Below are 23,156 nucleotides of genomic sequence, written 5' to 3' on the forward strand. Positions count from 1 at the left end.
GTCAGCAGGGGAGGGGTGCATGGCAATTTCGGATCACGTCGATTTCGCGACGTTCATGGAGGGCGTGAAAAGGCGCAACCCGGGGCAGCCCGAGTTCGTCCAGGCGGTGCAGGAAGTGTCCGAGGACATTTTCGATTTCATCGCCGACAAGGAAGAATATCACGCGCAGCAGATATTGCGCCGCATCGCTGAGCCCGACCGCGTCGTGTCCTTCCGCGTCTGCTGGGAGGATGACAACGGCAATATCCGCGTCCAGCGCGGCTGGCGCGTCCAGAATAACAACGCGATCGGCCCGTACAAGGGCGGCATTCGTTTCCACCCGAGCGTCACCGAAAGCGTGCTCAAATTCCTCGCCTTCGAACAGACGTTCAAGAATGCGCTGACCGGCCTGCCGATGGGCGGCGGCAAGGGCGGGTCGAATTTCAATCCCAAGGGCAAGAGCGTGCGCGAGATCATGCGCTTTTGCCAGAGCTTCATGACCGAGCTGTATCGCCACATCGGCGCGGACATCGACGTGCCGGCGGGCGACATCGGCGTCGGCGGGCGCGAGATCGGCTTCATGTTCGGCCAGTATAAGCGCATCACCAACGAATTTACCGGGGTGCTCACCGGCAAGGGGCTCGAATGGGGCGGCTCGCTGATCCGCACCGAGGCCACGGGTTATGGCGCGGTCTATTTCCTGGCCAACATGCTCGCGGCGAAGGGGCAGGATCTGGTCGGCAAGACCGCCGTGATTTCGGGTTCGGGCAATGTCGCGACGCACGCGGCCGAAAAGATCGTGCAAATGGGCGGCAAGGTGCTGACGCTGTCCGATTCGGGCGGTTTCATCCACGACCCCGACGGGATCACGCAGGACAAGATCGACTGGGTAAAGGCACACAAGACGCACCGCCGCGGGCGGATCGAGGAATATTGCGAGGAGTTCAAAAGCGCGACCTTCACCCCCGGCAAGACGCCCTGGGGGGTGAAGTGCGATGTCGCGCTGCCGTGCGCGACGCAGAACGAGCTGCTCGGCGAGGATGCGAAGACGCTGGTCAAGAATGGCTGCATCGCGGTCAGCGAAGGCGCCAACATGCCGACCAACCTCGACGGGGTGCATGTCTTCAAGGATGCGAAGATCATGTTCGCGCCCGGCAAGGCCGCCAATGCCGGCGGCGTCGCGGTGTCGGGACTCGAGATGAGTCAGAACAGCGGCCGCCGCAGCTGGAGCGAGGGCGAACTGCAACAGATGCTGAAAGACATCATGGACGGCATCCACGCGCGCTGCCTGACCTATGGCGACCAGGGCGACGGCTATATTGATTATGTGAAGGGCGCCAATATCGCGGGATTCAAGAAGGTTGCCGACGCGATGTTGGCTTTCGGGGTGGTGTAATTCGGCCCAAGGCGTAAAAGCGCCGGGTTGGGGAAAAGGGGTATTGCGGATGACGGCGCACGCTGGGAAGGAGCGCGGCGATCGACCTTGGACGGCATTTGCCGTCCTCGTCGCTATGCTGTGCGCGCTGGCGATTGCCGCCTTCATTTTTGCTCCGCCCGCGCGGTCACAGGGCGAAAGCGACGCGCGCTACACGGGCGTCGCATCCTGCGCGGGATCGACCTGTCATGGCCGGATGGAGGGCGATGGCACAATCGTCCGCCAGGACGAGCTGATGCGTTGGCAGGAACCCTCGACCCCCGGCGGCGCGCACAGCCGCGCCTGGGCGGTGCTGAACAATAACCGCAGCCAGTTCATCGCGCGCAACCTTGGTATCGGCGATCCCGCCAAGGCGCAGATGTGCCTTGGGTGCCACAGCACGACGGGCACGGCGCGCGCGGTCCCCGCCGAGGACGGCGTCGGATGCGAATCGTGCCACGGACCTGCGGGCGGCTGGCTCGCGAGCCATTATGCCGGGGTCGGCACCAACGCCGATCCCGACCGCGAAATGCGCGACAAGCATCTCGCCAACCTGTCGGCGGGGCTGAAGAAGCTCGAGGATCCGGTCGTGCGCGCGGGCGTGTGCGTCGATTGCCACTTCGGTTCGGCGGCCGACGGCCAGTTCGTCACCCACCGCATCATGGCCGCGGGGCATCCGCGTATCTCGTTCGAGCTCGACCTCTTCTCCTCGCTCCAGGCGCATCATCAGGAGGATGGTGATTATGGCTGGCGCAAGTTCGGCGTGGCGGGCCGGCGCACCGATCATGTCCAGATGTGGGCGGTGGGGCAGGCGACCGCGCTCGAGCGCAGCCTCGCACTGTTTCAGACGCGGCGCGGGACCGAGGGGATATTCCCCGAATTCACCTTCCTCGACTGTCACAGCTGCCACCGCCGCATCTTCGACCAGGCGAAGCCCGTGCGCACCGGGCTCGACAATCCGGGCCGGTCGATCCCCGAAGGCATGCCGCCCTATAATGACGAGAATCTGATCATGCTCGCCGCTGCCGCACGCATGGCGTCGCCCGCGCTCGCCGAGCAGCTCGCGGCACGCACAGCGGCGTTTCACAAGGCCATGGCGAGCGATCGGGCGAGTGCGGTCGCGGCGGCGGCGCAGTTGGCGCAGACGGTGGCGGCACTCAAGAGCGCCTTCGCCTCGCGCAATTTCTCGGGCGCCGATGCGTTCGCGATGGTCGATGCGATCTCGGCGAAGGCGATCAGCGATCGTTACACCGACTATTCGGGGTCGCAGCAGGCCGTCATGGGGGTCGATACGTTGCTCAACGCGATGGTGTCGTCGGGGCGCGTCACCGTGGGCGCGGCGGCGGGAATCCGCGGCGACATCGACCGCGCCTATGCCGCGGTGAAGGACCCCAATGCCTATAAGCCCTCAGAATTCCAGACTTCGTTCGGCAGCGCGGTGCGCGCGATCGGGGCGCTGCGGTAAGCCATGCGAAGCAAAGCCCGTCTTTTCCGTTCGGCCGCCCTTGCTGCAATGGGCGCCTTGTTGCTGACATCGTGCGGCGGCGGCGGCGGGGGCAGCACGCCGGCCCCGACACCCACGCCGACGCCCACACCAACCCCGACGCCGACGGGCGGCCTCTACACCCCGCCCGCCGCCGAGGCGCTCACCACGACCGAGGTCGAGCGCGTGCTCGCGCAGGCGATATCGGAAGCACAGGCGCGGGGTCTGCCGTCGGTGATCGCGGTGACCGACCGCGTCGGCAATGTGCTCGGCGTCTTCCGCATGACCGGCGCGCGCGCGACCGCGACGACCGCTCCCGCGCCCAATGGCGACAATATCGACGCGCAAAACGTTACCTTTCCGGCCGAGGGCGGCGCGATCGCGAAAGCGGTGACCGGCGCCTATCTGTCGAGCGGCGGTAACGCCTTTTCGACGCGCACCGCGAGCCAGATCGTCCAGGAACATTTCCCGCCCGCGCCGACGACGGTCGGCCTCGAAAGCGGTCCCTTGTTCGGCGTGCAGTTCAGCCAGCTGCCGTGCAGCGACCTGTCGGCGCGTTTCGGCGCACCCGGCGCAGCGACGCTGATCGGCCCCAAACGCTCGCCGCTCGGCCTTGCTGCCGATCCGGGCGGGCTGCCGCTCTACAAGAATGGCGTGCTCGTCGGCGGTATCGGGGTGATGGGCGACGGCGTTTATGGCAGCGATCCGAATATCCTCGATATCGACAATGACGCGGAAGAGTTTATCGCACTCGCGGGCACGCGCGGCTTCGAGCCGCCGTCGACGATCACCGCCGACAAGATCACCGTCGACGGGACGAGCCTGCGCTTTTCGGATGCGACCTTCGCAGGGGTGATGAGCAGCGGCGGCGCGAGCTTTGCGAGCCTCAATGGCACTGCGGGCAATCTAGTCGCGGTGATCGGCTATGCCAATGCCGCGGTCACCGCAGGCATAGCCTATGGCACCGAAGCGTCGGGCATCCGCGCCTCGACGGCGGCCGAATTTTCCAACCGCGACGCGTTCGTGCTGACCGACGGCAGCGGCACGAACCGCTACCCGCTGCGGGCCGGCACCGACGGCGCCACGAACAGCGCCCCGCTGACGCAGGCCGAGGCGCGCGCGGTGCTCGAGGAAGCCTTCGCGGTGATGAGCCGCGCGCGCGCGCAGATCCGCCGCCCGCTCGACAGCCGCGCGCAGGTGACGATCAGCATCGTCGACACGCACGGCGCGGTGCTCGGCATCGTCCGCTCGCCCGACGCGCCAATCTTCGGCACCGACGTATCGTTGCAGAAAGCGCGCACCGCGGCTTTCTTCTCGGGCGCACAGGCGGGGAGCGAACTCAGCGCCAATGCCAGCGCCGATGTCCGCCAGTTCGTGCCCGCCGTGCGAAGCTTCCTGAACGATCCGGCGGCGCTGACCGGCACGATCGCCTTTGCCGACCGCTCGGGGGGCAATCTGTCGCGGCCCTATTTCCCCGACGGTGAGGTGGGCCGTCCGCACGGGCCGCTGTCGCGCCCGATCGCGCAGTTCAATCCCTTCTCGACCGGGCTGCAATCGGCGCTGATCATCGGCAATCTCGGCACGCATCTGGGCTTTGTTTCGGGCGCCAGCCCGACCGATACGCCGGCGCGCTGCACGACGCTGCCCGATGTCGCGGCGGGGCAGAACCGACTGCAGAACGGGATCCAGATCTTCCCCGGCTCGGTCCCCATCTATCGCGGCAACCAGCTGGTGGGCGCGATCGGCGTGTCGGGCGACGGCATCGACCAGGACGACATGATCAGCTTTTTGGGGACGCATAATGGCGGCGCGCGCGTCGGCGGCATCGGTAATGCGCCCAAGGCGATTCGCGCGGACACGATCGTCGTCAATGTCGGCGCGGGAGTTCGCCTGCGTTACATCAGCTGTCCCTTCGCGCCGTTCCTCGACACGGCGCAGCAGAATGTCTGCGACGGGCTATAGGCGATGATGACGGGGGGCAGCCTTTGGCCGGTCATCGCGACACTCGCGGCGCAAGGCGCGCCGGAGGCTGAGGCGTTGCCGCCGCCGCCCGCGCCCGAAGACCCGCCGGTCGCGGGCGATGCCGCGCCCGCCGAGCAGCCCGCCGACGAGCTGATCCCGCCGCCGCCGCCCGTCAATTGGCAGGAGATGGTCAAGGACGATCTGGTCACCGAGATTATCGAGGGCCGCCGCCGCCCCGGCTATCGCCCCGACTTGCCCGACGCGCTCAGCCAGGACAATGTCGGCGCGCTACGTCCGCCGCCGCCGCAGGCGTTTCCGGGGATGGAGGATCAGCTGCCCGTCCCAGACCGCTGGCGCCTGATCGAGACATTGGGCGTGGTCAAGGAACGCTGGTTCGATCCCTATCACCAGAATACGTACAAGGGCGACCGCGCGATCGACCGCAGCAAGGTCAAATGGCTGCCGATCAAGGGCGACGACTGGTTTTTTGTCGCCAATGCGGTGTCCGATACGGTGTTCGAACCGCGCACCTTCCCGATCCCAGTCGGCGTCCAGACGACCGAGCGGCCGGGCAGCCTCGACGTGTTCGGCAAGGACCGCAGCTTCGTCTTTGCGCAGACCGTCATCGCCGGCGCGGCGCTGATCAAGGGTTCGACCGCGTTCAAGCCTCCCGATATCGAATATCGCATCACGCTGGCGTATCAGGCCAATTATGTCGACGTTCCCGAACGGCGCGTGCTCGACGTGCGCCCGTCGAAGGCGAGCCATCGCTATGACTCGTTCCTCGGCGTGCAGGAGCTGTTCGTCGACAAGCATCTCGGCAACACGTCCGACCGCTATGATTTCTATTCGATCCGCCTCGGCATCCAGCCGTTCCAGAGCGATTTTCGCGGCTTCCTGTTCAACGACAGCCAGCTTGGTATCCGCCTGTTCGGCAACCGCGACAACAACCGCTTCCAATATAATCTCGCGGCGTTCTGGCGGCTCGAAAAGGATACCAATTCGGGCCTCAACGACATAACCCAGACGCCGCGCGACGATTTCATCTTTACCGGCAACCTTTATCGCCAGGATTTTCCGGTCGTCGGGCTGACCAGCCAGATCAGCGTCACCTATAATATGAACCGCGAAAAGAATGACGTGCAGATCGACCATAATGGTTTCCCGGTGCGACCGGCGCTGCTCGGCGACCTGCGCGGGCGCGAATATGATGTCGTCTACCTCGGCTACAGCGCCGATGGGCGGATCGGGCGGATCAACCTGACCGCGAGTTTCTATGCTGCGCTGGGCGAGGACCGGAACAGCTTCTTCACCAGCAAGCCCGCCGAAATCCGCGCGGGCTTTGGCGCGGTCGAACTCAGCTACGATCATGACTGGATGCGCTTCCGCCTGTCGGGGCTGTATGCGACCGGCGACGGCGACCCGTACAACAACACCGAGGGCGGGTTCGACGCGATCTTTGAAAACCCGATCTTCGGCGGCGCCGACACGAGCTACTGGATCCGCCAGACGATCCCCTTCGCGGGCGGCGGGCGCGCGATTGCGATCAACGGGCGCAACGGCATTTTGAACTCGCTGCGCTCGTCGAAGGAAGAGGGGCAGTCGAACTTCAACAATCCGGGCACCGTCTTCATCGGCGCGGGCGCCGATTTCGACCTGACCCCCGAGTTTCGCGTCAGCACCAATTTCAACCATCTGTGGTTTGCTGACACGTCGAGCTTGCAGGTGCTGCGCAGCGAAGGGTCGATCCCGAAGGATATCGGCTTCGACCTGTCGGTCGCGACGATCTGGCGCCCGAAAGCGACGCAGAATATCGTCGGGCGCCTCAGCGCCGCGGTGCTGCTGCCGGGCAAGGGATTCAAGGATCTGTTCGACAACAAGCAGAAGAACGACGCCTATGTGTCGATCCTCGCCAATGTGATCGTGAGTTTCTGATGGCGCTGTTGCCACATAATCCGTTCGCGTCGAGCGAAGTCGAGATGCCCATCGGTCGCGCCTGCCTTCACGGCATCTCGACTTCGCTCGATGCGAACCGGGCCTGGGGCGAATGATGGCGCGCAAACTCTTCGCCCTGTTCGCCTTCCTGCTGATGAGCATCAGCCTGGGCGTCAGCGTCACGCGCGCGGCGGAAGAGGAGAAGCCGCTCAAGATCGAATATCGCTTCACCCCGCCCGCGCCGCGCGAGCAGAGCGACGCCGATGTCAGCGCGAAGTCGGAAGGCTGCTACAGCTGCCACACGCGCACCGACCAGCCGTCGATGCACGCGACTCCGGCGGTGAAGCTCGGCTGCACCGATTGCCACGGCGGCGATGCGAGCCAGCGCGGCACGCCGAGCCTTGGTTACGCGCACGCCACGAACAAGGCGATTATGAAGCTCGCGCATCCACAGCCGACGCTGCCCGGTGCCTGGCACGACAGCTCGGCGAACCCGCAGCGCAGCTATACCCTGCTTAACAAGGAATCGCCCGAATTCATCCGTTTCGTGAACCCCAGCGACTATCGCATCGCGCGCGAGGCGTGCGGGGCGTGCCACCTCGAGGTGATCGAGGCGACCGAGCGCTCGCTGATGTCGACCGGCGCGATGTTGTGGGGCGGTGCGGCGTATAACAACGGCATCGTCCCCTATAAGAATTATGTCTTCGGCGAGGCCTATACGCGCACCGGCGAGCCGGCGTGCATCCTGTCGCCCTCGTCGCGGCTGACGGCCGAGGAGTATAAGGAAGCGTGCAAGCCGAGCTTCGGTTTCGACAAGATATTGACCGATGCCGAGAAAAAGCGCGGCGCGCTCGCCAAAATGTATCCGCTGCCGCGCTGGAACGTTATCCCGCCGGGCGATGTCTTCCGTGTCTTCGAACGCGGCGGGCGCAACATCAACACGCAATTCCCCGAAATCGGCTTGCCGAACCCGACCGGCAGCATCCAGCGGCTCGAGGAGCCGGGGCGCCCCGACCTCAAACAATCGAATCGTGGTCCCGGCACCGGCCTGCGCGTCTCGATCCCCGTGCTCAACATCCACAAGACGCGCCTCAACGATCCGTTGTCATGGTTCATGGGGACGAACGACCAGCCCGGCGATTATCGCCATTCGGGCTGTTCGGGCTGCCACGTCGTCTATGCCAACGACCGCGAGCCGCGGCACAGCCTGACCTATGCGCAGTTCGGCCGCGACGGCGAGACGGCGACGATCGACCCGACGATCGCGGAAAAGAAGCCGAAGGGCGGCGACGCGCATGGCGCCGACGCCGGCGACCATGGCGGCGGCGGGCATGGCACGTTGATCGACCCCGCCGATCCGGAGGTCCCGGTGCGCCCCGGATCGCCGCAGCGGCGCGAATCGGGCCATCCGATCAGCCACGCCTTCACCCGCGCGATCCCGACCTCGCAGTGCATGTCGTGCCACATGCACCAGCCCAACATCTTCCTGAACTCCTACCTCGGCTATACGATGTGGGACTATGAATCGGACGCGCCGCAGATGTGGCCGGGCCCGGAGAATAGCGCGCCGCGCCCGCCGGGGATGAGCGACGCGGAGTATCAGAAGACATACAAGCAGCAGCGCTATCCGACCGCCGCCGAAGTGCATCAGGTGCTCGAACGCAACCCCGAGGGCGCGGCGACGCGCGGGCTGTGGGCCGACGTCGAGTTCCTGCGCGACGTCTATGACGTCAACGACAGCAACAAGGACACGCAGTTCGCCGACTATCACGGTCACGGCTGGAACTTCCGCGGCATCTTCAAGCGCGACCGCAACGGGAACCTGCTGAACGCCGACGGCAATATGGCGACCTGGGGCACCGACGCGGCGAATATCATCGACCCCAAGGATCCCGAAAAATGGCGCAAGAGCTGCAGCCATTACAGCGATCCCAAGGAACGCGACCTCTGCCTGTCGAGCGCCGATCCGGGCAAGCCCGGCGTCGAGGGCAAGTTCGTGCCGCCGGGCCTCAACCCCGGCAAAACGGTCCATATGATGGACATCCACGCCGAAAAAGGGATGCAGTGCGCCGACTGCCACTTTGCGCAGGACAGCCACGGCAACGGCTATATTCAGGGCGAAGTCGCGAACGCGGTCGAGATCAGTTGCAGGGACTGTCACGGCACCGCCGATGCCTTCCCGAACCTGCTCACGTCGAACGTCGCGGCGCGGCCGCAGGGGACCAACCTTGCGCTGCTGCGCAACCCCGACGGGCGGCGGCGCTTCGAATTCCAGTATAATGACGATGCCGAGGTGATCGGCCTGATCCAGCGCTCGATCGTCGACCCCAAGCTCGAATGGCAGGTCAGCCTGGTCAAGCAGGCAGTGACCCCGGGGCCGCATTTCAATGCCAAGGCGGCGCGCGCCAAGCTGATGGCGCGCAGCGGATCGGAGGACGGCAAGTTCGAATGGGGTCCGGGGGTCGCCAAGGAAGACCGCGCGCACGGCGACGACAGGATGACCTGCTTCACCTGTCACCTGTCATGGACGACGAGCTGCGGGGGCTGCCATTTGCCGATCGAGGCGAACTGGAAGACGACGTCGCATCATTTCGAGGGCGAAGAGACGCGCAACTTCGCGACCTACAACCCGCAGGTCGCGCGCGACGAGATGTTCCAGCTCGGCCGGCACCAGCTCACCAAGCCCGGCGAACCCGGTCCCGATGGCGAGGTGCGCGGCATCATCACGCCCGTGCGTTCGACTTCGGCGCTCGTGCTCTCATCGACGAACATCAACCGCGAGCGCATCTATGTGCAGCAGCCGCCGATCTCTTCGGCGGGCTATTCGAGCCAGGCGTTCGCGCCGCATTTCCCGCACACGGTGCGCCGGCAGGAAACCAAGCAATGTTCGGACTGCCATTTGTCGGCCGCCGACGATAATAATGCGGTCATGTCGCAGCTGCTGTTGCTCGGCACCAATTTCGTCAATTTCGTCGGCCTCAACGTCTGGTCGGGGATGGAAGACGGCTTTCAGGCGACGCGGGTCACCGAATGGGACGAACCGCAGGCGGTGATCGGCAGCTATCTTCAGAGATATGCCTATCCCGACTATTGGAAGCTGCACGTCGAACAGAATGGGCGCGAACTCAAGAACTGGGTGCGCGGCAAGACCTTCGACAAAAAAGGATCGGGCGAAACGCACGCGCTCGAGGAGTTTGCCAATATCGTTCAGGGGACGAGCGGGCGGGTCAACTGCCTGCAACAGCGCGGCGAATATATGTTCGTCGCCGAGGGCAAGGGCGGGTTCCGCGTCTATGACGTCGCCTCGATCGGCAACAAGGGCTTCTCCGAACGCATCGTTCGCGCGCCCTTCTCGCCGCTCGGGCACGATACGCATGTGAAGACGAAGAATGCGACCTGCATGGCGCTTCCGACGACGCAGCCGATCAGCGTGTCGCGCAACGAGAATATCGTGAAGAATTTCCCCGAGAACCACGAACAGGCGATGCACGACATCTATCGTTACGCGGTGATCACCGACGGCGTCGAAGGCCTGATCCTCGTCGACATCGACACGATGGCTGACGGCGAGTTCCGCAACAACAAGCTGAAGCGCGCGCTGACGTGGAATGACGGCAATATACTCGCGGGCGCGCGGCACATCACGCTTGCGGGCAGCATCGCCTATGTGACGACCGACGCCGGGCTGGTCGTGCTCGACCTGACGGCGCCGCTGCAGCCGAAGGTCACGGCGCAGCTGCCGCTGACCGACGCGCGCGCGAGCGCGGTGCAGTTCCGCTATCTCTGGGTGACCGATGCCGAGGGGGTGAAGCTGTTCGACGTCACCAATCTCGCGCAGCCGGTCGCGGTCCCCGCGGGCACGGTGCGGCTCGCCAATGCGCGCAAAATCTATATCGCGCGCACCTATATATATGTTGCGGCGAAGGCGGACGGGCTGGTGATCGTCGATGTGACGCGTCCTGCGGCGCCGGTCGTCTGGCCGGGGCTGACCTTTGGCGGCGCGCTCAATGATGCCGAGGACGTCATCGTCGCATCGACCAATGCGTCGCTCTTCGGCTATGTCGCCGACGGCCGGAACGGGATCAAGGTGCTCCAGCTCACCAGCCCCGACAATCCAGGCCTCTATGGCTTCTCGCCCAAGCCGACCCCCGAATTGATCGCGTGGGCAAAGACACCGTCGCCGGCGCTCGCTTTGTCGAAGGGTCTCGACCGCGACCGCGCGGTCGACGAAACCGGCGGGCAGATGGCGGTGTTCGGGCGTGTCGGCTCGCGCCCCTTCACGCGCGGCGAAATGGAGAAGCTGTTCCTGAACAGCAAGGGGATGGTCTACAAGGTGCGCGACGAGGTCGATGAAAGCGCGTGGAGGCCGCCGCTGCTTTACGCGAATTGAGGGGAGCGTCGGGTTTCGACTGGAAGTGCGTTCTCCTTCATCGTCACCCCGGACTTGATCCGGGGTCCATGACTTCAGCGCCGCAGTGGATCCCGGATCAAGTCCGGGATGACGAACAAGGGAACGGCAGCTCACCACCCCAAGGCGGGCGTCCCAATCCTGCCTAAAGCCGTTCGGCCTGCACCACCGTGTCCGACGCACGCAGCGCCGACAGGATACGCATCACATGCTGGACGTCGCGCACCTCGACGACGACGTCATAGGTGTGAAAACCGCCCTCGCGGTTCGACAGCCGCAAATTGGTGATGTTCGCCGAATTGGCCGCGAGGATGCCCGACATTTCGGCGAGCGTGCCGGGTTCGTTGAGGATAACGATGCACAGCCGCGCGTTGCCGCCCTCGCTGTCCTCCTGCCAGCGCAGGTCGATCCAGTCGGCGTCGATCCCGTCGGCGAGCTTCGGGCAGTCGATGACATGCACCTCGATGCCCTCGCCGGGGCGCGACAGGCCGACGATGCGGTCGCCGGGAACGGGATGGCAGCAATCGGCGAGCTGGTAAGCGACCCCGGGAGTGAGCCCCGCGATCGATACCGCCGCGCCCTGCACCAGCTTTCCGGGCTTGGTCTTCATCTCGGCGGTGATGCCGGGCACGAGCGCTTCGAGCACCGCATTGTCGGTCAGCCGCTGCTTGGCGATCGCGACATAGAGCGCCGTATCGTCGTCGAGCTTCAGCCGTTCGCGCGCGGCAGCGCGCGCCTTGTCGCCGACCTTGTTCGGCAGCCGCGCGACCATCTCGTCATACATTTTGCGGCCCAAAGCCGCGAGTTCGACTTTTTCCTTCGACCGGACGTGGCGACGGATCGCGGCGCGCGCCTTGCCGGTGACGGCAAATCCGAGCCACGTGGGCTGCGGCGTCTGCTTGTCCGACGACAGGATTTCGACGGTGTCGCCGTTCGAAAGCTGGGTGCGCAGCGGGACGAGCCGCCCGTTGACCTTTGCCCCCACCGTGCGGTCGCCGAGCCCGGTGTGGACGGCATAGGCGAAATCGACCGGGGTCGCGCCCTTGGGCAGCTGGTGCAGACTCCCTTTGGGGGTGAAGGCGAAGATGCGGTCCTGATACATCGCGATACGCGTGTTTTCGAGGAACTCTTCGGGGTCGTGCGTCTGTTCGAGGATTTCGATGAGGTCGCGAATCCACCCCGCCTGACCGTCGGGCGCCGAGCCGCCCTGCTTGTACGCCCAGTGCGCGGCGAGGCCGAATTCGGACTGCTGGTGCATGCCCAGGCTGCGGATCTGGATTTCGATCCGCATATTCTGCTGGTGCATGATCGTCGTGTGCAACGACTTGTAGCCGTTGCGCTTCGGCGTCGAGATATAATCCTTGAAACGGCCGGGGACCATTTTCCATTTGCGATGGATCAGCCCCAGCGCCGCGTAGCAGTCGGCGTCGGTCGGGGTGACGATGCGGAAAGCGATGATGTCGGTCACCTGCTCGAAGCTGACGTGACGTTCCTGCATCTTGCGCCAGATCGAATAGGGGTGCTTTTCGCGTCCCGATACCTCGGCCTCGATCCCCGCCCCGGCGAGTAGTTCCTTGAACTCGCGGCTGATCCCCGCGACCTTGTCCTTACCCCCCGCGGTCAGCTTGGCGAGGCGGCCGGTGATCGTCGCATAGGCTTCGGGTTCGAGTTCGCTGAACGCGAGAAGCTGCATCTCGCGCATATATTCATACATGCCGATCCGCTCGGCGAGCGGGGCATAGATGTCCATCGTCTCCTTGGCGATGCGCCGCCTTTTGTCCGGATTCTTGATGAAATGCAGCGTGCGCATATTGTGCAGCCGGTCGGCGAGCTTGACCAGCAGCACGCGAATATCGTCCGACATGGCGAGCAGGAATTTGCGCAGATTTTCCGCCGCGCGCTCATTCTCGGTCTGCGCTTCGATCTTCGACAATTTGGTCACGCCATCGACGAGCCGGCCGACATCGGGGCCGAACAGCCGCTCGATTTCCTCGGGCGTCGTGAGCGTATCCTCGAGCGTGTCGTGGAGCAGCGCGGTGACGATCGTCTCGCTGTCGAGATGCAGGTCGGTCAGGATGCCCGCGACCTCGACGGGATGGCTGAAATAGGGATCGCCCGACGCGCGTTTCTGGCTGCCATGCTTCTGTACCGTGAACACATAGGCGCGGTTCAGCAGCGCCTCGTCGACGTCGGGATCATAAGCGCGCACGCGCTCGACAAGTTCATATTGCCTCAGCACAGGGTCAGGACCCACCTATTGCACGTTCAAGGCGTCGAAATGGCGAAGATATCGGCTTCGCGTGGTCGCCGCAGATGGTGGTTCCATCAGCAAGGCCGCGCGGGGACGAGATCGAAGCCATTTCGACGTCCCTTCGGGATTTGACCGATTTTGTCCATGGCCGCGTCAGCGAGCCTTGGAATATACTCATATGCCTGCGCCTCGCTTCCTTGCCCTGAACAAAATCGCTTCAAACCTCGATCGTGCAATAGGTGGGTCCTGACCCTTAGTCCCCAATGTCGTTCATGTTGCATATATTGCAATGCGAAATTTGTGTGCGCGGGGCCGAAGTCGTTAGCAACTTTGGTAAAGCCCGTTGGAAGCATCGTTCGTCGCGGGTAGGACGATCAGAGATGGGGACCGAAACGCTCGATTCGACAGCGCCGCCGCGGGTGTCGATGGTGATGCCCGTGCACAATGGTGCGCGCTGGCTCGCCGAGGCTATCGAGTCGGTCCTGGCGCAGGATTTCGCCGATTTCGAGCTGATCCTCGTCGATGATGCCTCGCGCGACGCCTCGCCCGCGATCATGGCGGACGCCGCGGCGCGCGACACGCGCGTGCGGCTGCTGCGGCTCGATGCGAATGTCGGGCTGCCCGCGGCGCTCAATCACGGCTTTGCCGTGGCGTGCGGCGAACTGCACAGCTGGACCTCGGACGACAACCTCCTCCGACCCCAGATGCTCGACCGCCTCGTCGCAACGCTGGACGCAAAGCCCGACGCCGATATCGTCCATGCCGATTTCATGCTGATCGACGATGCTGGGGGCGAACTCGGCCGCTCGCGCGTCGGCCCGGTCGATCGGCTGCTCTATGGCAATAATGTCGGTGCCTGTTTCCTTTATCGCGCGCGCGTGACCGAGGCGCTCGGCGGCTATGACACCGCGCTGTTCGGTGTCGAGGATTATGACTTCTGGCTACGCGCCGCGCAGCGCTTCGCCTTCGTCGCCCTGCACGAGGATCTCTATCTCTATCGCAAACATGACGGCAGCCTGACGAGCCAGCGTGCCGAAAGAATCCAGGCGCTGACTGCCGAGATAGTCGAGCGCGCCTTGCCCGAAACACTGCCGGCGCACAGCCGCAGTGAAATCCTGCTCGGGCTCGCGCTGCGCAGCCGCCGCCGCTGGCGGCTCGACCTCGTCGGCCGCGCCTTTCGTGCAGACCCCGCGCATGTCTTGGCAAAGGCCCCCGCGATCCTACGCTGGTCGCTCGTCGTCGCGCGCAACCGCATAGCGGGCTGATCGGCTCGCACCGAGCCGTGCAAGGACCGCCGCGCCGCCATGATGCGGCGGTCCTTTCGCTTTCCCGATTATTTGGCGCTGTTGCAACGCGCGAGTTCGTCGGCGTCGAGTGCCTTGCCCCCGGCGGTGAAGCTCGCGACCGGCCCAGCCGCCTTGGCAAGCGCCGCGCACATAATCAGCGGACGGCTCGTGCCCTGACCCGCTGTGCAGCCGGCATCCTTGCACGCCCAGACGACATCGCGCGCGACGAAGCGGGCCTTGGGCGCGGGGCTCGCGAGTTCGGCGCTGTAATAGGTTCCACCCGCCGCCGTCGCTGCGGCGGGGACGAGCGCGAGGCCGCCGATCAGCGCCGTGCCAGCCAGCGGCAGCGATCCGAAAAGGGGAGAAAGCTTGAATATGGGCATCTGGACCTCCTGTTTTGCGCGCCCGATGGGCCGCGAAACGCGCCGTAGCAATTGAGTTGCGAAATGCAACGAAGGTCTTATATTTTTTTGGCGCACGGGGCGATTTTACGTTAGGGCATTGGCCATGGGAAAATTACGCGAATTGTTGAACGATCTCGATGGGGGCAATTGCGCCCTGCCGCTCGCGCTCGAGGCGATGGGCGAGCGATGGTCGTTTATGATCCTGCGCGCCGCGTTCAACGGCGTCCATCATTTCGAGGAGTTCCAGCAGGAACTGAACATCGCGCGCAACATCCTGTCGAACCGGCTGTCGAAGCTCGTCGACCATGGCATCATGGCGCGCGAGGTCATGGCTGAGGACCGGCGCAAGGTCCGCTACCAGCTCACCGAAAAGGGTATCGAACTGCTGCCGGCGATGATCGCGCTGCGCCAATGGGGCGAGAAATGGGGCGCGGGCGTGCCTTCGACCCCGGTGCTGGTCGATGCGCGCGACGAACAGCCGATCGGCCCCGTCACGCTGACCGCGCACGACGGCCGGGTGATCGGATACAAGGAATTGCTGTGGAAGCATCGCTCGGAGCTGCAGCCGCTGGGGCAGGCGCGCGTGCGCGCGGACAATCCCGCGGCGACGGTCGCGGCGGAATGATCCGCCACGCCGCCGTTCGCTACCCTGCGCGCGGCCACTGACATCGCCATACGACGGATCCTCATGCCGCTGTTTCGACTGACTTCGCCCGGGCCCTTCTTCGATAACAAGGTCCGGGCCTTCTGGAATCTGCAGATATTGGGATGGGCGGCGTGGCTTGGGCTGCGCGGTGTGTCGGGGCTTGCCAATGGGCAGGCCTTCACCTTTTTCATCCCACAGACGATTTCGGCGATCACGGGCTTTTCGCTGACGCTGATCCTGTCGGTCTGCTACCGCGCGCTGATCAGCCGCCGCCCGTTGCTCATGTGGGGGGTCAGCTTCGGCCTCGCCGGCGTCGCGACCGCGCTCTGGGCGTTCATCGATGCATGGGTGGCGCAGATCCAGAATCCGGCGAGCGAGGCGGGCTTCACCAGCCTGTTGCTCGGCGCGATGTATATCGACGCGACGTCGCTCGCGGCCTGGTCGGCGCTCTATTTCGCGATCAACTATTTCCTCCAACTCGAGGAGCAGAATGATCGCGTCATCCGGCTCGAGGCGCAGGCGGCGTCGGCACAACTCGCGATGCTGCGCTACCAGCTCAACCCGCATTTCCTGTTCAACACGCTCAACAGCATTTCGACGCTCGTGCTCTTGAAGCAGGCCGAACCCGCCAACGCGATGCTGTCGCGCCTCTCGGCCTTCCTGCGCTACACGCTCGCGAACGAGCCGACCGCGCAGGTGACGCTGGCGCAGGAGATCGAGACGCTGAAGCTCTACCTCGATATCGAAAAGATGCGCTTCGAGGAACGACTGCGTCCGCATTTCGCGATCGATCCGGCGGTTTCGCGCGCGCGTCTGCCGTCGCTTCTGCTTCAGCCGCTCATCGAAAACGCGATCAAATATGCGGTGACGCCGCAGGAGGAAGGCGCCGATATCACGATTTCCGCACAGCTGGCCGGTCAAAATGTCCGGATCACCGTGTCCGACACCGGCGCGGGATTGTCAGCCGACCCCACCGACCCCACCACTGGCGTTGCAACGGAATCGACCGGTGTGGGTTTAGCCAACATCAGGGACCGGCTGGCGCAGGCTTTTGGCGATCAGCAACGGTTCGACGTCCATATGGGCGGTGAAGGCGGATTCACGGTGGTCATCGAGTTTCCGTTCCAGCCCGACGGGCAAATGACGATTGGAACCGAACGCACATGACGATCAGAACCATCCTGGTGGATGATGAGAAATTGGCGACCCAGGGCCTGCAATTGCGGCTCGAAGCGCATGCCGATGTCGAAATTGTCGACACCGCACAGAACGGCCGCGAGGCGATAAGAAAGATCAAGACCCACAAACCCGACCTTGTTTTCCTCGACATCCAGATGCCGGGGTTCGATGGTTTTTCGGTGATTCAGGGACTGATGGAAGTCGAACCGCCGCTGGTGGTTTTTGTCACGGCCTATTCGGACCATGCGATCCGCGCCTTCGAGGCGCAGGCGGTCGATTATCTGGTGAAGCCGGTCGAGCCCGAGCGGCTGGCCGACGCACTCGACCGCGTCCGCCAGCGACTTACCGAAAAGCGCGGTGCGGCCGAGGTCGAGCGGCTGAAGACCGTGCTCGCCGAAGTCGCGCCCGAAGCGGTCGAGGATTATGACGCCGAAACGCAGCCCGACGCGCACGCCGCCGACCGTTATGAAAAGATGATCAACATCAAGGATCGCGGCCAGATCTTTCGCGTCGATGTCGATAGCATCGAACGCATTGATGCGGCGGGCGATTATATGTGCATCTATACCGCCGACAATTCGCTGATCCTGCGCGAGACGATGAAGGATCTCGAAAAGCGGCTCGACCCGCGCAATTTCCAGCGCGTCCACCGTTCGACGATCGTGAACCTCAGCCAGGTCAAGCAGGTGAAGCCGCACACCAACGGCGAATGCTTCCTGGTGCTCGGATCGGGCGCGCAGGTGAAGGTCAGCCGCAGCTATCGCGACGTGGTGGCGCGCTTCGTGCATTAATCCAACACCTCGTCATTGCGAGGAGCGTAGCGACGAAGCAATCTCCAGCCATCGGTCTTTTAGGACGATAGCTGGAGATCGCTTCGCTTCGCTCGCAATGACGTTCGCCTAAAGCTGGTGCCCCGTGCGATCGCGCTTCGTCGCGAGATATTGCTCGTTATACTTGTTCGTCGGCAGCGCGAGGGGCAGCCGTTCGACGACCTCGACCCCTTCCTTCTCCAGCCGCGCGACCTTTTCGGGGTTGTTCGTCATCAGCCGGATGCGGGGGACATTCAGCAGATAGAGCATCCGTCCTGCGATTGCGAAATCGCGCGCTTCGACCGGGAAGCCGAGCCTCAGGTTCGCATCGACCGTGTCATAGCCCTGGTCCTGCAGCGCATAGGCGCGCAGCTTGTTGACGAGGCCGATCCCGCGCCCTTCCTGCCGCAGGTATAGCAGCACGCCCCACGGGGCATCGGCCATAGCGTGGAGCGCGGCGTGGAGCTGCGGCCCGCAATCGCACTTGAGGCTGCCGAGCACGTCGCCGGTCAGGCATTCGCTGTGCAGGCGCACCACGGGCGGATTCGCATCGCGCTCGCCGATGACCAGCGCGACATGGTCCGATGCCTCCTCGGGCGAACGGAAGGCGACGATTTCGGCGCTCTCGCTCGCCGCGACGGGCAGGCGCGCGCGCGCCGCGATTTCGAGCCGGGCGGGATCGAGCAGCGCGGCGACATCGTCGACGCCGCATTCGGTCTCGGCATCGCCGGTCGCTTCGCGCACGAAAAAGGCCGGGAGCAGCCCGGCATGACGGGCCATCGTCATCGCGGCCGCGGCAGCGGTTTCGCCCCCGGTCGAGACCGTGCGGAAGGGCCCTTTAAGCGGATTCGCGAGGTCAAGCGCCGGGTCGGCAATCGCCAGCGCCGCCGCGACCGTATCGGCCGCATGGGCCAGCCGCACCGGTCCGGGCGTCGCGGCGGCGCGCTGGTTGGTGAGCTTGAGCGTAACGGCGCGTTCGCCCGACAGCAGCACATCCTGGCTGGCGAAGTCGGTGAGCGCCCCATCGCGCGCGCTTTCGACGGCGAGCAGGTCGAGCGCGCCATCGCCGCCCGCGATGCGGAACGGCCAGCCACGCCGCAGCGCGTCTATGGCGCGGGCTGCCCGGCGAGCTCCGATATCGCTCAAAAGTCGAACTCGGTGATCAGCGGGATATGGTCCGACGGCCGTTCCCAGCTGCGCGCCGGCCGGACGATGCGATGCGACACCGCCTTCGCCGTCAGGTCGGGCGTCACCCACATATGGTCGAGCCGGCGGCCGCGGTTCGACGCCTCCCAGTCCTTCGCGCGGTAGCTCCACCAGGTGTAGAGCGGCGTCGGCGCTTCGATGAAGTGGCGACCGAGATCGACCCAGTTCGATGCCGCCTGCAGCCTTGCCAGCGTTTCGACCTCGACCGGCGTGTGGCTGACGACGTCGAGCAGCGCCTTGTGGTTCCAGACGTCGCTTTCGAGCGGCGCGACGTTGAAATCGCCCGTCAGCACCGTCGGCGTGCCGTTCAGCGCGCCCGACCATTCGGTCATGCGGCCGAAGAAATCGAGCTTCTGCCCGAATTTGGGATTGAGATCGCGGTCGGGAATATCGCCGCCCGCGGGGATATAGACATTGTCGAGGCGGACGCCCCACGGCAGCGTCACCCCGACGTGGCGCGCCTCGCCATTCGCCTGCCAGTCATATTTGCGCACGTCGGTCAGCGGCATCTTGCTGACGATCGCGACGCCGTGGTGCATGCGCTGGCCGTGGGTGACGATATGCTCGTAGCCCAGCCGCCGGAACATCTCGGGCGGGAACAGGCTGCACTCGACCTTGGTTTCCTGAAGGCAGAGGATGTCTGGGGCTTCTTCGCGCAGGAATTTCTCGACGATGCCGATGCGGGCGCGAACGCTGTTGATGTTCCACGAAGCAATGCTGGTGCGAGTCATGGGGTCGGCTCTATCGGCGCGCGGTTCGGTTCGCAACGAGGTCGTTGTTGCGGCCCCGCCGCGTTGGCGGCAGAAAATACACCGGACAAATTAAACCCCCGTCCCAGGGGCGGTGGAACGGGGGTTCAAGGTCAGCGTTCGTCACGCTCTTGAATGAAGGTGCCTGGCAGCCCGGGAGGGGCAACAGGGGGAAACCCAAATCCGGGGGCCGTGTTGGCGCCTTCGAGAGATGGAATAACCGCCCTTCCCTGTCGCCAAGCTGAACAAAAATCCCGCTTCGGCGTCGCCTGTGCAGTTCGTCGATCCAGGGCGACGGTTGGTCCGGAAAATCGGCGCCGGCCGTGGCGCCGGACCGACGCGATGATGGCGCGAGGGTTAACGCCCGCGCCGTTTCGGGCGGGGATCGGTCCAGCGGAAAGCCGAATCGGCGACCGCGACGTTGAATTTCTGGTTGCTGAGGTCGATCCGCGTGCGGTTGTTCTGCGAATCGAGCGCAACCCAGCCGCGCAGACGCAGTCCGCCGGGTGCCGCGCCGTCGCGGACGAACACCATGGTGATCGTGCCATATTCGGGGCGCTTCGGATCCTTGACCTCGACGCTCAGCACATCGTTGTTCCCGGTCGGCAGGACCTTGGCATATTTGGTCAGGTCCCGGTCGGGATCGAGCAGCGCGCCGAGCGGCGAATTCTTCACCGGCCAGCTCTGTACCTGCTTCACTTCATAGTCGATCACGGTGAGCCGGCTGCCATCGCCGACGATCAGCAAGGGCACGTCCTTTTGATACTGGAAACGGATCTTGCCGGGGCGCTTCAGCGTGAGCTGCCCGCCCAGCCGCTGGCCGTTGCGGTCGGTCTGCACGAAGTTGGCGGTCATCGAGCTGGTGGACTTGAGGTGCGACTGCACCGAAGCCAGCGCGTTCGCCGACTGGGCGATCGCGGGCGCGCCGATTGCAAGACCGGCGGCGGCGACGGGAGCGAGTGTCCACGCAAGGGCGCGGGGGAGGGTGGTCTTGAAAATCATCGGGCTCTCATCTTTTCGGATTGATTGGAGGATTCCTCGCATCGGGGCATTGAACCCGCGCTGAACCCCGCCGTTAGACGCTGTTCAAGTCGCGAACCGGGAAAAAGGTTCCTCAGCGCGGCTGCCCATATTGGTCGGTGAGTACGTCGCGGCGGCCGACATGGTTCGGCGGGCTGACGATGCCTTCCTCCTCCATCCGCTCGATCAGGCGCGCCGCGCTGTTGTAACCGATACGGAGTTGGCGCTGCAGCCAGCTCGTCGAGGCTTTCTGGCTTTCGGCGACGATCTGGCAGGCCTTGGCGTACATGCGGTCCTCGGCACTGTCGCCGCCCGCAGGGGCGCCCTCCATCGCGAAGCCGCCATCCTCGGGATCCTCGGTGACGCTTTCGACATAGTCGGGGCGTCCCTGCGCCTTCCAGTGATCGGCGACCGCGCGCACCTCGTCATCGGAGACGAAGGGGCCGTGGATGCGCGTGATCTGCTTGCCGCCGGGCACGTAAAGCATGTCGCCCTTGCCGAGCAGCTGCTCGGCGCCCGCCTCGCCCAAGATGGTGCGGCTGTCGATTTTCGACGTGACGTTGAAGCTGATGCGCGTCGGCAAATTCGCCTTGATCACGCCGGTGATGACGTCGACCGACGGGCGCTGCGTCGCGAGGATCAGGTGGATGCCCGCCGCGCGCGCCTTTTGCGCGAGCCGCTGGATCAGGAATTCGACCTCCTTGCCCGCGGTCATCATCAGGTCGGCGAGTTCGTCGACGACGACGACGATTTGCGGCAGCGGCTGATAGTCGAGCGTCTCTTCCTCATAGACCGGCTGGCCGGTGTCGGGGTCATAGCCCGTCTGGACGCGGCGCCCCAGCGACTTGCCCTTGGCGAGCGCGCCGCGCACCTTGTCGTTGTACGAGGCGAGGTTGCGCACCGACAGCGAGGACATCATGCGATAGCGGTCCTCCATCTGCTCGACCGCCCATTTAAGCGCGCGGATCGCCTTCTTGGGCTCGGTGACGACGGGGGCGAGCAGGTGCGGGATGTCGTCATAGACGCTGAGTTCCAGCATCTTTGGATCGATCATGATCATCTTCACCTGGTCGGGGCCGAGGCGGTAGAGCAAAGACAGGATCATCGCGTTGAGGCCGACGGACTTGCCCGAGCCGGTGGTGCCCGCGATCAGCAGGTGCGGCATCGGTGCGAGGTCGGCGATCATCGCGTCGCCGCTGATATTCTTGCCGAGGATGATCGGCAGCGCCCCGGTCTGGTCCTGGAACAGCGCGCTGCCGATGATTTCGTGGAGCACCACCGCTTCGCGCTGCGCGTTGGGCAGCTCGATGCCGATGACCGTGCGCCCGGGGATCGGCGCGATGCGCGCCGACAGCGCCGACATGTTGCGGGCGATGTCGTCGGCGAGGTTCGACACGCGGCTCGCCTTGGTGCCCGGTGCGGGTTCGAGCTCGTACATGGTGACAACCGGTCCTGGGCGCACCGCAGTGACGACGCCCTTGACCTGGAAGTCCTCGAGCACCGATTCGAGCAGCCGCGCGTTGCGCTCGAGCGCCGCCTTGTCGATCTGTCCCGCCGGCCGCTCGGGCGCAGGGGCAAGCAGGTCGATCGACGGCAGCTGGTAATTGGTGAACAGCTCGGTTTGCGGCTTGGGCCGGGGTTTCGACGGCGCGGTGCGCTGCGCGGGATCGGCGATTTCGGGCGGAGCGCGGTCGACCGGCTCGGCCACGGCGCGCGGCCGCACGGTGGGCTCGATCGGGCCGGGCGCGCGGTCGTCGGCGCGCGCGACGCGGGGGGGCTCGACGACGCGGCTGTTTTGGGCGGCGGGTAGCCTGAACCGTGACGCCCAGCCCTTTTCGAGCCGGAGCGCGCGCCATGCGAGCCACAACCCCAGCCCCACGAGCAGCAGGATCGTAGCGAAGCGGATCAGCGCCGCGGCGGGTTCGCCCGCCTGAGCGAAGAGGGGCGCGATGGCGCCGCCGAGCAGCAGCGCGATGATCCCGCCCCAGCCCGCGGGCAGCGGGGCATTCGTCGCCGGCGACCAGAGCTCGGCGCCTAGCCCGACGAGCAGGATGCCGATGAAGCTGTAGGCGAGCTGGCGCGGCCAATAAGGCTGGGCTTCGCCGGTCCAGAGTCGCCATGCGATGATGCCGAGCAGCGGCAGCAGCAGCGCGACGCCGATGCCGCCGATCGACAGGCCGAGGTCGGCGAACCAGGCGCCCGCGCTGCCCATCCAGTTGGCGGCGGTGCCGTGCGCCGCGGTGTTGAGCGCGGCGTCGGTGCTGTCGTAGGTGAGGAGAGCGAGCGTGAGGAACAGCGTGAAGAGCCCGAGCGCCACCGCCGCCGCGATCACGAGCGATCGCGCGATGCTTTGGCGGAAAACCGTACGCCAATCGGCCTTTGCGGGTGCGGCCTTGCGGCTAGCCATGCTCTTGTTCCGGTCCCT

At 65.0% G+C, this 23,156-nt stretch carries 15 protein-coding genes; 9 read left to right on the plus strand and 6 right to left on the minus strand.

Going from position 1 to position 23,156, the window contains the following annotated elements; all coding sequences use genetic code 11:
• Positions 1-19: 19 nt before the first annotated feature.
• The 5 genes from gdhA (at position 20) to HDC29_RS12570 (ending at position 11,163) form a co-directional block, all read left to right on the plus strand.
• A complete protein-coding gene (gene gdhA, locus HDC29_RS12545; protein ID WP_179498011.1) occupies positions 20-1,375 on the plus strand; it encodes an NADP-specific glutamate dehydrogenase in 1,356 nt (451 codons plus the stop codon).
• A 49-nt stretch (positions 1,376-1,424) separates the two neighbouring features.
• Positions 1,425-2,858 (plus strand): multiheme c-type cytochrome, encoded by a 1,434-nt coding sequence (locus HDC29_RS12550; RefSeq protein WP_179498013.1) that lies wholly within the window; start codon positions 1,425-1,427, stop codon positions 2,856-2,858.
• A gap of 3 nt (positions 2,859-2,861) precedes the next feature.
• Complete coding sequence (locus tag HDC29_RS12555; RefSeq protein WP_179498015.1) at positions 2,862-4,838, plus strand: heme-binding protein; 1,977 nt, start codon at positions 2,862-2,864, stop codon at positions 4,836-4,838.
• A gap of 3 nt (positions 4,839-4,841) precedes the next feature.
• Positions 4,842-6,773, plus strand: coding sequence for a hypothetical protein (locus tag HDC29_RS12560; RefSeq protein ID WP_257018261.1), 1,932 nt, complete (start codon positions 4,842-4,844; stop codon positions 6,771-6,773).
• A gap of 112 nt (positions 6,774-6,885) precedes the next feature.
• Positions 6,886-11,163, plus strand: coding sequence for a hypothetical protein (locus tag HDC29_RS12570; protein ID WP_373562802.1), 4,278 nt, complete (start codon positions 6,886-6,888; stop codon positions 11,161-11,163).
• A gap of 163 nt (positions 11,164-11,326) precedes the next feature.
• On the opposite strand, the gene HDC29_RS12575 is transcribed toward HDC29_RS12570, so the two are convergent.
• Entirely contained in the window at positions 11,327-13,420 is a 2,094-nt protein-coding gene (locus tag HDC29_RS12575) for a bifunctional (p)ppGpp synthetase/guanosine-3',5'-bis(diphosphate) 3'-pyrophosphohydrolase (protein WP_179498890.1), read from the minus strand.
• Between the two features lie 392 nt (positions 13,421-13,812).
• Here HDC29_RS12575 and HDC29_RS12580 point away from each other — a divergent pair, with 392 nt between their 5' ends.
• Entirely contained in the window at positions 13,813-14,697 is an 885-nt protein-coding gene (locus tag HDC29_RS12580) for a glycosyltransferase (protein ID WP_179498017.1), read from the plus strand.
• 68 nt (positions 14,698-14,765) lie between these two features.
• Here the strand turns inward: HDC29_RS12580 and HDC29_RS12585 are convergent, their stop codons facing one another.
• The gene (locus HDC29_RS12585; protein WP_179498019.1) at positions 14,766-15,101 is read right to left on the minus strand and encodes a hypothetical protein; all 336 of its coding nucleotides are present in this window, start codon (positions 15,099-15,101) and stop codon (positions 14,766-14,768) included.
• Positions 15,102-15,225: 124 nt separating this feature from the next.
• Here HDC29_RS12585 and HDC29_RS12590 point away from each other — a divergent pair, with 124 nt between their 5' ends.
• The 3 genes from HDC29_RS12590 to HDC29_RS12600 all read left to right on the plus strand — a co-directional run bounded on the left by HDC29_RS12590 (position 15,226) and on the right by HDC29_RS12600 (position 17,738).
• Complete coding sequence (locus HDC29_RS12590) at positions 15,226-15,747, plus strand: helix-turn-helix domain-containing protein (RefSeq protein WP_179498021.1); 522 nt, start codon at positions 15,226-15,228, stop codon at positions 15,745-15,747.
• A gap of 63 nt (positions 15,748-15,810) precedes the next feature.
• Positions 15,811-16,935, plus strand: a complete 1,125-nt coding sequence (locus tag HDC29_RS12595; RefSeq protein ID WP_179498023.1) for a sensor histidine kinase — start codon at positions 15,811-15,813, stop codon at positions 16,933-16,935.
• The gene (locus tag HDC29_RS12600) at positions 16,932-17,738 is read left to right on the plus strand and encodes a LytTR family DNA-binding domain-containing protein (RefSeq protein WP_179498025.1); all 807 of its coding nucleotides are present in this window, start codon (positions 16,932-16,934) and stop codon (positions 17,736-17,738) included. Before HDC29_RS12595 ends, HDC29_RS12600 begins: the two co-directional genes overlap by 4 nt.
• Positions 17,739-17,846: 108 nt before the next feature.
• On the opposite strand, the gene ribA is transcribed toward HDC29_RS12600, so the two are convergent.
• The 4 genes from ribA to HDC29_RS12620 all read right to left on the minus strand — a co-directional run bounded on the left by ribA (position 17,847) and on the right by HDC29_RS12620 (position 23,138).
• The gene (ribA, locus tag HDC29_RS12605) at positions 17,847-18,893 is read right to left on the minus strand and encodes a GTP cyclohydrolase II (protein ID WP_179498892.1); all 1,047 of its coding nucleotides are present in this window, start codon (positions 18,891-18,893) and stop codon (positions 17,847-17,849) included.
• Positions 18,894-18,898: 5 nt separating this feature from the next.
• Complete coding sequence (locus tag HDC29_RS12610; RefSeq protein ID WP_179498027.1) at positions 18,899-19,693, minus strand: exodeoxyribonuclease III; 795 nt, start codon at positions 19,691-19,693, stop codon at positions 18,899-18,901.
• A 375-nt stretch (positions 19,694-20,068) separates the two neighbouring features.
• Positions 20,069-20,713: an outer membrane lipoprotein carrier protein LolA gene (locus HDC29_RS12615; RefSeq protein ID WP_179498029.1), complete on the minus strand. Its 645-nt coding sequence runs from the start codon at positions 20,711-20,713 to the stop codon at positions 20,069-20,071.
• A gap of 112 nt (positions 20,714-20,825) precedes the next feature.
• Entirely contained in the window at positions 20,826-23,138 is a 2,313-nt protein-coding gene (locus HDC29_RS12620) for a DNA translocase FtsK 4TM domain-containing protein (RefSeq protein ID WP_179498036.1), read from the minus strand.
• Between the last annotated feature and the right edge of the window lie 18 nt (positions 23,139-23,156).

The organism is Sphingopyxis sp. JAI108 (genome assembly GCF_013410105.1).
Classification (GTDB): domain Bacteria; phylum Pseudomonadota; class Alphaproteobacteria; order Sphingomonadales; family Sphingomonadaceae; genus Sphingopyxis; species Sphingopyxis chilensis.

What these genes read in the sequence shown, in the direction of transcription:
- HDC29_RS12590 (WP_179498021.1), top strand. Translation starts at nt 15,226, where the DNA reads ATGGGAAAATTACGCGAATTGTTGAACGATCTCGATGGGGGCAATTGC.
- HDC29_RS12620 (WP_179498036.1), bottom strand. Translation starts at nt 23,138, where the DNA reads ATGGCTAGCCGCAAGGCCGCACCCGCAAAGGCCGATTGGCGTACGGTT.
- HDC29_RS12570 (WP_373562802.1), top strand. Translation starts at nt 6,886, where the DNA reads ATGATGGCGCGCAAACTCTTCGCCCTGTTCGCCTTCCTGCTGATGAGC.
- HDC29_RS12560 (WP_257018261.1), top strand. Translation starts at nt 4,842, where the DNA reads ATGATGACGGGGGGCAGCCTTTGGCCGGTCATCGCGACACTCGCGGCG.
- HDC29_RS12580 (WP_179498017.1), top strand. Translation starts at nt 13,813, where the DNA reads ATGGGGACCGAAACGCTCGATTCGACAGCGCCGCCGCGGGTGTCGATG.
- HDC29_RS12585 (WP_179498019.1), bottom strand. Translation starts at nt 15,101, where the DNA reads ATGCCCATATTCAAGCTTTCTCCCCTTTTCGGATCGCTGCCGCTGGCT.
- HDC29_RS12550 (WP_179498013.1), top strand. Translation starts at nt 1,425, where the DNA reads ATGACGGCGCACGCTGGGAAGGAGCGCGGCGATCGACCTTGGACGGCA.
- HDC29_RS12555 (WP_179498015.1), top strand. Translation starts at nt 2,862, where the DNA reads ATGCGAAGCAAAGCCCGTCTTTTCCGTTCGGCCGCCCTTGCTGCAATG.
- gdhA (WP_179498011.1), top strand. Translation starts at nt 20, where the DNA reads ATGGCAATTTCGGATCACGTCGATTTCGCGACGTTCATGGAGGGCGTG.
- HDC29_RS12600 (WP_179498025.1), top strand. Translation starts at nt 16,932, where the DNA reads ATGACGATCAGAACCATCCTGGTGGATGATGAGAAATTGGCGACCCAG.
- HDC29_RS12615 (WP_179498029.1), bottom strand. Translation starts at nt 20,713, where the DNA reads ATGATTTTCAAGACCACCCTCCCCCGCGCCCTTGCGTGGACACTCGCT.
- HDC29_RS12610 (WP_179498027.1), bottom strand. Translation starts at nt 19,693, where the DNA reads ATGACTCGCACCAGCATTGCTTCGTGGAACATCAACAGCGTTCGCGCC.
- HDC29_RS12595 (WP_179498023.1), top strand. Translation starts at nt 15,811, where the DNA reads ATGCCGCTGTTTCGACTGACTTCGCCCGGGCCCTTCTTCGATAACAAG.